This window comes from Salinicola sp. CR57, assembly GCF_003206585.1.
In the GTDB taxonomy this organism is placed as follows: domain Bacteria; phylum Pseudomonadota; class Gammaproteobacteria; order Pseudomonadales; family Halomonadaceae; genus Salinicola; species Salinicola lusitanus.
The window spans coordinates 25,175-38,232 of record NZ_PZJL01000007.1; the positions used below are offsets into that span (position 1 = coordinate 25,175).

General features: G+C 62.5%; 12 protein-coding genes. 5 read left to right on the forward strand and 7 right to left on the reverse strand.

All coding sequences use genetic code 11. The features are described from left to right. The first annotated feature begins 37 nt into the window (after window positions 1-37). Entirely contained in the window at window positions 38-922 is an 885-nt protein-coding gene (locus DOM56_RS12940) for a pirin family protein (RefSeq protein ID WP_198655775.1), read from the forward strand. A 21-nt stretch (window positions 923-943) separates the two neighbouring features. On the opposite strand, the gene DOM56_RS12945 is transcribed toward DOM56_RS12940, so the two are convergent. From DOM56_RS12945 to DOM56_RS12960, 4 genes are all read right to left on the reverse strand, one after another. Then, window positions 944-1,867, reverse strand: coding sequence for a lipid A biosynthesis acyltransferase (locus DOM56_RS12945; protein ID WP_110709431.1), 924 nt, complete (start codon window positions 1,865-1,867; stop codon window positions 944-946). 100 nt (window positions 1,868-1,967) lie between these two features. Then, on the reverse strand, window positions 1,968-2,345 hold the full coding sequence (locus DOM56_RS12950) for a DUF4870 domain-containing protein (RefSeq protein WP_110709433.1): 378 nt from the start codon (window positions 2,343-2,345) through the stop codon (window positions 1,968-1,970). 102 nt (window positions 2,346-2,447) lie between these two features. After that, a complete protein-coding gene (locus tag DOM56_RS12955) occupies window positions 2,448-3,368 on the reverse strand; it encodes a TatD family hydrolase (RefSeq protein ID WP_110709435.1) in 921 nt (306 codons plus the stop codon). Window position 3,369: 1 nt separating this feature from the next. Next, window positions 3,370-4,239, reverse strand: coding sequence for an EboA domain-containing protein (locus DOM56_RS12960; RefSeq protein WP_110709437.1), 870 nt, complete (start codon window positions 4,237-4,239; stop codon window positions 3,370-3,372). A 300-nt stretch (window positions 4,240-4,539) separates the two neighbouring features. Here DOM56_RS12960 and DOM56_RS12965 point away from each other — a divergent pair, with 300 nt between their 5' ends. Further along, window positions 4,540-5,976, forward strand: a complete 1,437-nt coding sequence (locus DOM56_RS12965; protein ID WP_110709439.1) for a nucleotide pyrophosphatase/phosphodiesterase family protein — start codon at window positions 4,540-4,542, stop codon at window positions 5,974-5,976. Between the two features lie 109 nt (window positions 5,977-6,085). Here the strand turns inward: DOM56_RS12965 and DOM56_RS12970 are convergent, their stop codons facing one another. The 3 genes from DOM56_RS12970 to DOM56_RS12980 are packed head-to-tail and all read right to left on the reverse strand — an operon-like array spanning window position 6,086 to window position 9,445. Then, a complete protein-coding gene (locus DOM56_RS12970; protein WP_198655776.1) occupies window positions 6,086-6,985 on the reverse strand; it encodes a UbiA family prenyltransferase in 900 nt (299 codons plus the stop codon). Continuing rightward, window positions 6,982-8,166 carry a metabolite traffic protein EboE gene (gene eboE / locus DOM56_RS12975; RefSeq protein WP_110709442.1) on the reverse strand — a complete coding sequence of 395 codons (1,185 nt, stop codon included), beginning with the start codon at window positions 8,164-8,166 and terminating at the stop codon, window positions 6,982-6,984. Before eboE ends, DOM56_RS12970 begins: the two co-directional genes overlap by 4 nt. Continuing rightward, complete coding sequence (locus DOM56_RS12980) at window positions 8,153-9,445, reverse strand: 3-dehydroquinate synthase (protein ID WP_110709444.1); 1,293 nt, start codon at window positions 9,443-9,445, stop codon at window positions 8,153-8,155. The genes eboE and DOM56_RS12980 overlap by 14 nt, the downstream gene beginning before the upstream one ends. Before the next feature lie 639 nt (window positions 9,446-10,084). Between DOM56_RS12980 and dctP the strand changes: the two genes are divergently transcribed. The 3 genes from dctP (at window position 10,085) to DOM56_RS12995 (ending at window position 13,052) form a co-directional block, all read left to right on the forward strand. Further along, window positions 10,085-11,116: a TRAP transporter substrate-binding protein DctP gene (gene dctP / locus DOM56_RS12985; protein WP_110709446.1), complete on the forward strand. Its 1,032-nt coding sequence runs from the start codon at window positions 10,085-10,087 to the stop codon at window positions 11,114-11,116. Window positions 11,117-11,196: 80 nt separating this feature from the next. Next, complete coding sequence (locus DOM56_RS12990) at window positions 11,197-11,760, forward strand: TRAP transporter small permease (protein WP_110709448.1); 564 nt, start codon at window positions 11,197-11,199, stop codon at window positions 11,758-11,760. Further along, window positions 11,757-13,052, forward strand: a complete 1,296-nt coding sequence (locus DOM56_RS12995; RefSeq protein ID WP_110709450.1) for a TRAP transporter large permease — start codon at window positions 11,757-11,759, stop codon at window positions 13,050-13,052. The genes DOM56_RS12990 and DOM56_RS12995 overlap by 4 nt, the downstream gene beginning before the upstream one ends. The last annotated feature ends 6 nt before the right edge of the window (window positions 13,053-13,058 follow it).

Genomic DNA, 13,058 nt, shown 5'->3' on the forward strand with positions numbered 1-13,058 from the left:
CCCCTAAGCTGTGGGTACTGATACCGAGGAGTCGTCCATGTCCGTGCCTGACCCTGTCTCCACCGCCAGACCCCGCCGTATCGTCGCCCAGCACTCGGCCATCCGCGACGATATCGGCGATCTGACGACTCGGCGCCCACTGCCGGGGCCGCGCCTGTCGCAGCTCGATCCCTTCCTGTTTCTCAATCATCACGGCCCGCAGGTCTATCCGCCCAATAACCATGGCTTGCCGTTCGGTCCACATCCGCACCGTGGCTTCGAGACGGTGACCTTCATCCTCGAAGGCTCGCTGGCCCACGCCGACAGCGCGGACCATCAGAGCGTGATCCACGCCGGCGGCGTGCAGTGGATGACCGCCGGCAGCGGTATCGTCCACGCCGAGATCTCCCCGCCCGAGTTCCTGCGTGACGGTGGGCCGCTGGAGATTCTGCAGCTGTGGATCAACCTGCCGGCTCGGCTGAAGATGAGCGAGCCGCGTTATATCGGGCTGCAGCAAGCGTCGATTCCGGCGATTGCCCTGGCCGGTGGCGGTGAGCTGAACCTGATAGCGGGTGAGTTCGAGGGCCAACGCGGGCCTGTCGAGAGCCTGACCGATGTGTTCATGTCGACGCTGACGCTAACGGCAGGCGCTTCCCCTACGCTGCCGGCCCCGGCCGGGCGACAGGTCTTTCTCTACCTGATCGATGGCGAGGTCAGCGTCGGCGGCGACGACGTCAAAGCGCAGCACCTGATCGAGCTGGAAACGCAGGGCGATCGCGTCGAGTTGACGGCGACCACCGAGTCGCGGCTGATCTTCGGCCATGCGGCGGTGATCGATGAGCCGGTGGTCTCCCATGGCCCGTTCGTGATGAACACCCGGGAGGAGATCGTCGCGGCCATCGATGATTACCAGGCCGGGCACTTCGGCGGACTGGCCCAGTAGCGCAGTGGCTCGCGCCGACGCTCAGCGTTTGCTGTAGAGCCTGTGCTTCCGATAGCCGGGCACGAGCTGTTGCTCTTGCTCGGTTTTCTTCCAGCGTTTGTACTCCCACTGGTACTGCACCGGATCGAGCGCGATCGCTGACTCGACGCAGGCGTTGACGCCGAGCGCCGATACCTTTTCATCCGTGTCATAGACGCGGTCATCGGCGGCCAGGAAGTGGATCGCGAAGCCGCGGCCCTCGGGCAGGCGCCTGGCGACACCGGTGACGACGCGAGCCTGGGTCCGCGCCACCAGCTTCGGCAGCAGTGTGGCGGTGTAGGCGGGGCGGCCAAAGAAATCGGCGAATACGCCACTGCCCCAGTCGGGCTCCTGATCGGGCAGGATCCCGACGGCTTCGGCGCGCTTCAGTGCCTTGAGCAGGGCGGCGACGCCGCGCGGGTTGGTCGGTACCAGCTCGGCCCCCATTCGCTCGCGGCCGTGACGGATGACCGGATCGAGGTCGGCCATCTTGGGCGGCTCGTACATCGCGGTGAACGGGAAGTGGCTCGACAGCCAGAAATTGAGCACCTCCCAATTGCCGAAGTGGGGCGCCAGCACGATCACGCCGCGACCTTCGGCGCGAGCCTCGTCCAGCAGCTCGCGACCATGGACCTCGACGATCGAGGCGTCGACGCGTCTGGGATCGGCGATCCAGGCGAATCCGAGCTCCAGCATGGTTGCCGCGGAGTGACGCAGGCTGGCCTGGATCCGGCTGCGACGCTGTTCACCATCGTCGTCGGGATAGGCGACTTCCAGATTGCGTCGGCTGACGTGGCGTTCCCGCCGGGAAACGGCATACAGCACGCGGCTGGCGGCACCCGCGAGCGACCACATCGTCCTAAGCCGGCAGTGTGACAGCAGGCGCCAGAGCAGGTGAATGGCGCGAGCTTGAAGACCTTCGATCATTCGTCTCTCTTTCTCTCGGTGCACGTCATTGTCGGATCTCTCGGTTCGGCGTCCCGGCACGATGAGTGGCAGCGTCGCGACCGGGAGCTGACTTTCGGTATCACCACAGCCAGCTATCGACCTTGTCCGGCGCGCGGCGTTCCTGCAACGCCTTGAAGCCGATGACGCAGCGAACGATCAGCCACACCGCCTGCAGCGCCATCAGCACGAAACCGATCAGCACGAAGGCGAGCACCCAACTGATACAGGCGTAGAGCAGCCCGATCCAGAAGGTGCGGATATGGTAGCGGTAGTGCTCGTCCAGCCAGCGCGGGCCATTGCCGCGGTAGACATAGGCGATGATCACGCCGATCACCGGGGTGATGCCGGTCACGAAAACGCCCAGCAGCAGGGCGTAGACGATCATGGCGAGGGTGGTGTCGGGACACCTGGCATCGGTGTCCGATTCGGTGACAGGATTGTCGATCGGTGAAACCATGAAATTCCTCTCGGCGGCGCATCGGTAGTTGACCGCATTTTGCCGTCGAGAGGCTCCGGGTGCCAGCCTGAACGGAGGCGCCGCAGGAGAGGGACGTTCGCGCTATTCGATCAGCAGCCGGTCGCGGCGGCGATCAGCCGCTGCCTCCACCCGCGGATCGCGGCCGCCTCGCAGGATCGAGTTGCCCTCGAATAGCGTGCGCTGGTCGATGGGCGCGGGGTCGAGCCAATCGGCGGCGTGCATCTCGCCGCTCTTGCCGTAAACGGCGAGGGCGTTGTCATAGGTGACCTGGCGTACCACGGTCTCGGCAACCCCGGATTCGAGCGCCAGCCGCGCCGTCTTGGGGACGCCGAGACAGTCCGAGATCCCCCAGTCGCAGGCGCTGTCGACGATGATCCGGTCGCCGCCATACTGTTTGAGCAGCTCGACCATTCGTGCGTTGCCCATCTTGGTCGACGGGTAGATCGAGAAACCGGCCCAGTAACCGCGATCTAGCGTCTCGCGCACGGTCTCCTCGTTGTTGTGATCGATGACGACCCACGAGGGATCGAGCCCCATCTCCTCGCAGACGTCCATCGAGCGCGAGGTGCCGCGTTTCTTGTCCCGGTGCGGCGTGTGCACCATCACTGGCAATTGGAGCTGCTTGGCCAGTGCCAGTTGGGCGCGAAAGTACTTGTCCTCGAGTGGGGTCTGCTCGTCATAGCCGATTTCACCGATGGCGACGACGCCCTCCTTGAGAGCGAATCGTGGCAGCCACTCCATCACACCCTCCGCCAGCGCCTCGTTGTTGGCCTCCTTGGAGTTGAGGCCGATGGTGCAGTAGTGACGGATACCGAACTGGCCGGCACGGAAGCGCTCCCAACCCACCAGGGAGGAGAGGTAGTCGACGTAGGTACCGACGAAGGTCCGGGGCTGGCCGACCCAGAACGCCGGTTCGACCAGGGCCACGATGCCGGCGGCGGCCATGGCCTCGTAGTCGTCGGTGGTGCGAGACACCATGTGGGCATGGGGATCGATGAACATCTCAGGCGGCCTCTTTTTTCAGGGTGAGGTGGTTCCAGTCGAGACGTCCGTCCGCGACCAGTGCGGTGATCTCCGGCACCGTCTGAAGCAGGTCCCGGGCGTAAAGGGTATCGGCCGCGAGCAGTGCCAGTACCGCCGCGCCGCGCTCCTCCGGCGTCCCCGCCAGGGCCCGTTGCAGGGCATCGTAGGCCGCAACGCGTTCGGCGAAGGGCCCGACACAGCGCCACAGTTCAGGACTCACCTCGCGCCCGGCCGCCCATCGTTCCCGGGCGTAGTCGAGCAGGATCGCGGCCAGCTCCGCGTTGACCCGCGAGTCCAGGCCGACGATGGGGGAGAGTCGGCTACCGACGAACAGCGCCTTGAGCACCATATGGTTCCAGCGATGCTGGTCGAAGTGGTCGCGCGGATAGGGGTTGCCGTGCACGATGGACTCGAACACCGCTCGCATGTTGGAGCGCAGCCCCTCGCCTACAGCGTCCGTCAGCGACTCGGGTCGGGGATAGAGAGCCAGTCCTCGATAGAGCGTGATCAACTCGCGGGCATCGGCGGTCCGGACCAGATCCCGGAACGTGTCCGAAAACGGGCGGGTGCCCTCGAAGGCGAGCAGGGCAGCGATGCGGGCCGCTCCATCGAGGCTCCAGCCCTCGGGACTCCAGCCCGGATAAGCCTGGTTCGCCATCGCCAGGTCCTGTGGAGTGAGCCTCAGGTCCTGCTTGCCGAGTCGTCGCGGCACCAGGCCGAGAAACAGATGGAGATCCTTCTCGTTGCCGCTCTGGCCCAGCGAGGCGTACTGCCCGACGAGCCAACGGGCTTGATCCGGGGCCTGACGGCAGGTCCAGTCGCGCAGTAGCTTCAAGGGTGTAACGGACATGTAAATTTCCGGGCCAGTGATTTCAGAAGCCACTTTATCGGGTCGCCAAAAGAATCCCCAAGCTCAATTAACTGGCCAGTCGAGGGGTCAGGATCCAATGCTGAAACGGACTTATCGAATGACTTTTTTGCCCCGATAGCGGGTCGGTACCTTCACTTTTCTAGTGATAATTTCTCAAAATCGGGCGTTGGCCGTCGCGTCGATTGTCTGTCCTTATCCCAACTGATATGCAGTCTTTACAGATCGTTGCGATGAGGTCGTGACGATGGAATCTCACGCTCGAATCGGCAGGTCGGCGCCATGCACAACACCTTGGTAATTCTCGTGGTCGGGCTGACGCCCCAACTGGTCGGTGAGCATACACCGGCTCTGAAACGGCTCGCGGAGCGCGGTGGTTTGCGGCCATTGAATACCGTGACCCCGGCGGTGACCTGCAGCGTTCAGGCGACGTTGATGACCGGCTTGCCGCCAGGTCGGCACGGTGCCGTGGCCAACGGCTGGTATTTTCGGGATCTTTCCGAGGTCTGGTTCTGGCGCCAGTCCAACCGCCTGGTGGCGGGCGAGAAGATCTGGGAAGCCGGGAAACGACAGAATCCCGACTTTACCTGCGCCAAGATGTTCTGGTGGTACAACATGTATTCGACGGCGGACTGGAGTGCCACGCCTCGACCGATGTATCCCGCCGACGGTCGCAAGCTGCCGGACCACTATACCTACCCGCCGGAGCTGCATGACGAGCTCGATGCCAAGCTGGGAACGTTCCCGCTGTTCACCTTCTGGGGCCCCATGGCGGACATCTCGTCGAGTCGCTGGATCAGCGACGCGACGCGCCATGTCATGGAGACCCGCAATCCCACGCTGACCCTGACCTATCTGCCGCACCTGGACTACAACCTCCAGCGCCTGGGACCGGACCTGTCGCATCCCGAGTTGCAACGTGATCTCCGGGACGTCGACGCCCTGTGCGGCGAGTTGATCGACGCCGCCGATCGGGAAGGCCGAAGGGTCATCGTGGTGTCCGAGTACGGGATCACGCCAGTGCGCGAAGCCGTCCATATCAATCGCGCGTTGCGCGAGGCCGGTCTGGTCTCGGTTCGCCGAGAACGGGATCAGGAGCAGCTCGATGCCGGCGCGTCGCGCGCCTTCGCGGTGGCCGATCATCAGGTGGCGCACATCTACGTCAGCGATCCGGCAGAGGTGCCGACGGTCAAGGCGCTGATCGAAGGTCTGGATGGCGTGGAGGCCGTCTGGGGCGAGGCCGAGAAGCGGGAAAACGGTCTGGACCATCCCAACTCGGGGTCGCTGGTGGCGATCGCCCAGCCGGATCGCTGGTTCAGCTACTACTACTGGCTGGATGATACCCGGGCGCCGGACTACGCCCGCACCGTCGACATTCATCGCAAGCCGGGATACGACCCGGTGGAACTGTTCTTCGACCCGGCCCTGAAGTCGCCCAAGCTCTCGGCGGGGTGGCGACTCGCCAAGCGGCGGCTGGGGATGCGCCAATTGCTGGATGTCATCTCGCTCAAGGACACCGCGCTGGTCAAGGGCGCCCACGGACGGCTGACCGACGATCCCGGCCAGGGCCCACTGGTGATCTCGTCCGAACCGGACCTGCTACCCGCAGGGCCGGTCGAGGCGCAGGCGTTCAAGGCACTGGTGTTGGCCCACGTGTTCGAAGGCGAGGAGGGCGATACGGCCAGCCGCGAGACCGCCGTCGACGATGCCAGCGTCTGAGGCAGGGTAAAAAGGCCGGGCCCGCCTCNNNGAGGCGGGCCCGGCCGTGCGCGTCAAGCGAGGCGGAAACCGAGAGTGTCGGCGCTCCCACCGGGTGGCGTCCGGCGCTTCAGGTCCCGGACGTCACCCGTTGCAGTACCAGCGTCGCGGCGAAGGCCAGAACGCCCAGCAAGGCCATTCCGCTGGCGCCCATGGCCGCCATCAGCGTGGCGTCGTAGAGCGAGATGGCGGCGATCAGGCCCACGACGGCGCGTGGCACGTCTCCCGCCGCGCGACGGGATAGCCACAACAGGCAGCGCGCGCCCCAGATCAGATAGCCGAGCCACAGGATCAACGCCAGCAGCGACGGTTCGGGACCGGTCAGCATGGCGGCCAGCATCAGCGCCACCGGTACCGACAGTACCGCCAACGGCCAGGCGGCGCCCAGCCGGTTGGTCGCTTCCTGGCGGGCGGCGTAGGTCAGGCCAATGACGTGACAGGCCAGGCCGACGGCAGCCCAGATCACCGCCGGATCGAGGGTGTCGGCAACCATCAGCGCGGCGGTGAGGTAGGTCAACAGCCGGCACGCCCCCATCAGCAGCGGGCTCCAGCCGATCCGCTTGTGCCACCAGTCATAGCCCAGGATCGCGGCAACCAGCGCCAGGCCGGTCATGCCGGCTGGCGGATGGCTCAGAAGCAGCAGCCCGCTTCCCAGTGTCAGCATCGCTGCGCCCAGCAGCGTGACGGTCAGGCGGCCGACGTCTCCCCGGGGAATGGGCCGATCGGCACGTTCGCGGGCATCGATCTCGGCATCGCAGGCGTCGTTGAGGTACATGCCGCCGAGATAGAAAAGCGTCAGTGCCAGCAGCGACGTCCAGAGCCCGGCGGTATGCCACAGCGCGGCGCCACTGGCGCCCGCCAGGGCGCTGCCGGCCAGCACGTTGCTCCAGACCGTGGGCAGGTTGGAAACGCGCCCCAGCTCCAGCCAGATCCTGGCGCTCCGCTTCCCTGCGGGCCCCGCCGTGGTCACGCCAGCTGTCGTTCGACCCAGGTCAGCTCGCGGGATATGGCCGCTTCCACGCTCTCCGTGCGCAGGTTCTCCGGTAATACCTGCCATGTGTAGGTCTCCACTTCCAGGTGCTGAGAGATCGGTCGCTGGCGATGCAGGGCGAGAATGTCGACCAGGAACGACTGGGTGGTCTCGAAGGGCGCAATGGCGTCCACGAAGATCGGCACATGAAAGTGCACGCGCCACTCTTCACCATCGGCTCTGGCGTCGTCGGCCAGTGCCTCGGGCAGGTCCGCGTATCGCACCAGTCCCTCTGCGGTGGAGACCACGACCTGGTGCAGGTAGGTGCGCTCGCAGAACGGCGCCAGGGCCTCGCGCTTCGCCGCGTCGATCCGTGGAACGCGTAGTGCGGCGCTCAACTGCAGCTTGTGGATCGGGACGCCGGCGGTGCGCAGTGCCTCGATGCTGGCGGCCGGATCCTCGAACTCGACGGCGGCATGGCAGACGTCGTAGCAGACGCCGAGATGGCGCGGCAACGCCTCTCTCGATGCCTCTGGGGAGAGTCCGGTCAGCTCGCTCAAGCGTGCCACGGCGGCATCGGAGTAGAGATAATCGCGGAAGAACGCGATGGTTTCGTCGATGGTCTCAAGGAAACAGTGCGGCTCGGGCTCCAGCGCGATGGCGATGGTGACCTGGGTCTGCCTGGCGAGCTTGACGCAGTGGGCCGCCGCCTTGAGCAGGTTTTCCGCCATCGCCGGCGCGGCCCCCTCGGCCAAGGGCTTGTAGGTGCCGGGGACGGTGCTCAGGCTCAGGGTGTCGCCGGCGACGCCAAGCTCCACCATCAGGTCGGCAAGCCAGCAGGTGTAGTCGAGGCGCGCGCGCTGCTTCCAGTCGGGTTGGTAGACAGCCTGCTTGACCGGGATACCGTGGAAAGGGCCGAACGGAAACCCGTTCATGGTCACCACGCGATAGTTTTCCCGCGCGAGGATCTCCTTGAGCTCGGCCCGTGCCTCGGGCGCGCGGAGTTCCTCCAGCGCCTGGGCAGACAGGCGCAGACCCACGCCGAAGGGCGCCTCGGGGCACACGTTCTGGCGTACACGCTTGACCGGCCCGAGCAGCGCCTCGCGCACCGCCTCCCAGGACTGAGTCGGGTGAATATTGAGACAGTAGGTCAGTTGGCCCAGATCATCATGCAGCTGCATCACGGTTTGCCTCTTCGCGCAGCCAGTCGATCGCGGCTGTCATGGTGGTTTCATCGATCTCGTGGACGTCGTGTCCACGGCCCAGCGCAGCCAGCAGCGTGATCGTCAGCTCACCGCCGAGATGTTGCTGAAACTCCTTGAGTCCCGACATAACGGCCAGATCGCCGTCATCGCCGAGCTCCATCAACTGGCTATGGAAGACCGGCAGCCCCAGCCGCTTCAGCAGCCACACGATGCGCCACTCGGCGCCGGCGGGGAGCAGGCCCGTGAGCACGGAGTATCGCGCGTCCAGGGCGATGCCGATGGCGACGGCCTCGCCGTGCCCGATGCCGTGATGGGTCAATGCCTCGAGCTTGTGTGCCGCCCAGTGGCCGTAATCCAGCGGCCGCGACGAACCCTGTTCGAACGGATCGCCGCCGAGGCCGATCTGCTGCATGTGCAGTTCGGCGCTGCGTCGGATCATCACCTCCTCGGTACGCGGATCGAACTCGGCCAGCGAGTCGGCGTTGGCTTCCAGCCAGTTGAAGAACTCGCCGTCACGGATCAGCGCCACCTTGATCGCTTCGGAGATGCCGGCCAGCCGGTCGCGCCGCGAGAGCGTGCTCAGGAAGTCGAAGTCGTTGAGCACCGCCCAGGGCGGGGCGAAGGTGCCGATGAAGTTCTTGTAGCCCTTGAAGTTGACCGCATTCTTGACCCCGACGCCGCTGTCGTTCTGCGACAGTACGGTGGTGGGCAGCCTGATCAGGCGGACGCCGCGGTGACCCATGGCCGCGGCAAGCCCGAGGGCGTCCAGGACCGCGCCGCCACCGATGACGATCACGTAGGCGTGGCGATCGACACCGTAGCGCCGGATGCCCTCCAGTACGTCGTCGATGGTGTCCAGATTGGCCTTCACGGACTCGCCACCCGGCACGGTAATCGGCGCCGCCAGCAGTGTCAGCCGGTTCGCATGGGCGGTGAAGTAGGCCTCGATACGACGGTTCAGATCCGGCCAGGTCGCCGCCACACCGCTATCGACGTAGACCAGGCAGCGATGGGTCTTGCAGGGCTCGCGGCGCGAGATGAAATCGGCCAGCAGGGCGTTGTCGAGGGAGAAGATCTCCCGGGTGAAGGCCACGGGATAGTCGTAGGCGACGGCAAAGCGTTGCCAGTGGATGTCCGACGATGCTGCGTTCCGGTTGGCCTCGAGAGGTTGCACGGGCGGCCAGTGCGGCGTGCGGGGCGGCGAATCGAGGGCGAAGTCGCCATCGATCGAAAACGATAATGCGGGCCGGTTCATGGGGTTGTCGCCTGCGTAAGGGTCCAAAAATGAAAAAGCGGACCACTTCATCATGAGCGATCGCGCTTGGCCTCTGGTTCGGGTTGCACCGGATTAGCTTCGGGCTTGGACGGGGCGGGCGACAAGAATGGTTCTTCTGCTACGAATCATGAGCCGCTTATCGGTCGTGAGCATGAGTTGCCACGAGCAGGTAACGAGTCTGGGCTAGGGCGACTCGCGTGGTGCGGGTCACAATCCCTTACGAGCGGTACTGGAAAAGCATGCCAGGCCAGAGAGCATGGGTAGGGGCATGCCGAATCGAGTTCGTCCTGGTCTTCACGGATGGGGCCCAGCTCTTGTCCTATCCCCGCTTGTAGAAAGCCTCGATCGCCATAGGGCCGCTGCACGCGTTGATCGGGATGTTGCTTCTGGCGTTGGGGTCTCTTCAGGACGTCATCCCACAGGTGTCCCACAGCGGCCGAGTCAGCCAAACAAAAAATGTTCATGTGAGTAATTTTTACACTCCTTGTTTGCATCTGAATATTTTTCATGCCATCTTGACTGATACGGATCAGTGGGAGGCCTTCCTCACTGCCGTCGCTCGAGTGAGGTGTTCGGGCGATACTTTCCAAAAACAATCACAGATGTTGGGAGACAACGATGAAGAGCAAGTCCCTCGAGTTTGGCCATGTTACCGGTCTTCTACGTCATGCCGGCTTTGCACTTGCCATGACGGTCTCTCTGACGTCCGTTGCGCACGCGGCGGACATGAGACTCAAGTTTGCCGGCACCGTGCCCGTGGATCATCAGGGCACCAAGATGATGAAACAGATTGCTGAAGAAATCGAAGATGCGGACGTCGGACTGAAGGTCAGCGTCTTCCCCGCGAATCAGCTGGGTTCAGGTGAGGAGCTATTCGAAGACGCCAGTCGCGGCAACATCGACTTTGTCATGGGTTTCATCTATGCCAACAAGGATCCGGTATTCGAAATCAACTCGATGCCCTATCTCGCGAGTGACTGGGATGAGATGCAGTCGATCGTGAGAAACCATGATTCCGCATTCAATCAGATCATGGCGGAGCATCTGGATAAGACCGGGCTACATCTGATCGAAAATAATCCAGAAGGTTTCGCCAACGTTGTGGCGATGAAAAAGCCGGATCACTGGGATGATATTGGCGACAAGAAAATGAACATTCGTGTCTGGTCTTCCAATATCGTCAACGACACCATGAAAACACTGGGGTTCAACACCACGACGATTGCGTGGGCCGATATCTTCCCATCAATGCAGTCGGGTATCGTCGATGGCGCTGAGTGCTGCACCAAGCAGGAAGCCTATACCGTTTTCGCCAAGAGTGGTGTTGGAAAATACTACATCGACTATAACGCTTTCATGGGAATTTCCACCTTCTATGGGGCGAAAAAGACCTGGGAAGAGATGAACGACGAGCAACGTCAGGTCGTTTCAACCGCGTTCAAGCACGCTGCAGACGATTACTTTGCCTGGAACAAGGAAAACGACGCGAGTTTCAAAAGTAAATTGGAAGACGCAGGCTACGAAGTGCTGACGCCTTCTCCCGGGAAGGCCGCAGCCATGAAAGAGCGGGTGCGCAGCATTATCTGGCCTAAAGTCGGAGAGATCGTCGGCAGCGATATCATCAAACGGCTGCAAGCGGACATCAAATAATCCGAATTCCGGTATTGATGGAGTGGGTGCAGGCATCCGCTCCATCATGATGTCAGTTTGTCACCGTTCGAGATCCTACCATGAGTCAGACAAACCCTGTCCTGCCGGCGGCCTTTCTCGTGCCGCTGAACGTCGCCAAGAAAGTGATGAGTTTCATTATTATCGCTGTTGGCTGTCTGATGGCGGTCACTTTTTTTGCCGTTGTCATTTTGCGATACATTTTTCATGCAGACCTGTTCGCCTATGAAGAGTGGCTGATGGCAGCCGCCTTCTGGATGTTCTTCATGGCAAGTGCGATGGCCACTCATGATCGTATGCATATCAATGCAGACATCCTTGGCCTTTTGATCTCCAACCCTAAATGGATCAGGCGTCGCGCTATCGTCGTCAGTCTTCTGGAGCTGGTCATTCTGGCTACGCTGACGTGGTGGGGCTACCTGATGGTCGCCGAGGAGTTCGCTGCCTACCCGGGGTGGCAAACGACGATTGCGTTGAAAATCCCTTTCGTGATTCCGCGTTCTGCCATCTTCATCGGCTTTCTGATGATGACGGTGTTTACCGCGCTTCAACTGTACGTCGCCATTATCAACCGGCCCAGTGAAGAACTCGAGACCATTGATAATGCCAAGGAGCGCACTTCATGATCATCGCTGGTAGCGTTATCCTCCTCTGCGCGTTGCTGCTGCTGGGCTTGACCGTGCCGTTGGCATTCGGCGGTGTGATGATCTTCCTAGCCTTCTTGGGCGGCCATGACGTCACGGGCTTCCTGCCGACCGGGCACTGGAAGATGAACTCCCTAGTCATTCTCGCCATTCCACTCTTCATCCTTGCCGGCGCCATCATGGAGCGGGGCAAGATTGCTGCACCTCTGGTCAATCTGGCCGAGCTGTTCATCGGCCATATACGCGGTGGGTTGTCGACCACCGCCGTGATAGCAAGCGGTATCTTCGGCTCGATTACCGGCAGTGCCAACGCCACCTTGACCTGTATCGGTAGCGTGATGATGCCGCACCTGCGCCGTGCCAATTATCCAGAGGGACTGTCCGCCGCGCTGATCGCCAACGCCAGCCTGCTGGGCTTGCTGATACCGCCCAGCGCTTCTCAGATTCTCTATGCATGGGTGGCCCAGCAATCCGTCCTGGCATGCTTCCTGGCAACGGTCGTGCCCGGCGTGATTCTCATCGTGCTGCTCTGCGTGACCAATCAGTTCATGCTACGCAAGTACAAGGACCTCAATCTACAGCCCAAGGTCGAATCGCTGGGACCTGAGCTGGCCAAGCGCTCTCGGCGCGCCGTTCCCGCTTTGTTTATGCCAGTGATCATTCTCGGCGGCATCTACGGCGGCATCATGACGCCGACCGAGGCGGCAGGCGTGGCGGTCATCTATGCTGTGCCCATTGCTATCTACGTGTATCGAGGCCTGACGTGGAAGACGTTCTTCCAGACCATGAGGCAGGGCGGTGTCACGGTCGGTGTGGTCATGGTGATGATCTTCATGGTCCTCATCGTCAGTCGACTGTTGATTTTCGAGGACATCCCGGGCATCGCTCAGGATCTCGTCTACTCTATCAGCGACAACCCGATCGTCATCCTGCTCATGGTCAATGTAGTCATGATTCTGATCGGCATGCTGATGGATGACATCAGCGGACTCTTGTTGTCCACGCCTCTTCTGCTGCCTATCGTGCAGAGCGTCGGCATGGATCCGATCCATTTCTCCGCCGTGCTGGCCGTCAATCTGGGTATGGCGAATGTGACGCCGCCGACGGCGCCATTGCTGTATCTCGGTGCACGCGTGACGAACACACCGGTCAGCAAGATGTTGAAGCCGACGCTGATGTTCATTCTGTTTGCCTGGCTGCCGACGTTGATGCTGACGACGTTTTTGCCTGAGTTGTCACTTTATCTACCCCATCTTCTGCTGGGCATTCGGTGATTCCGG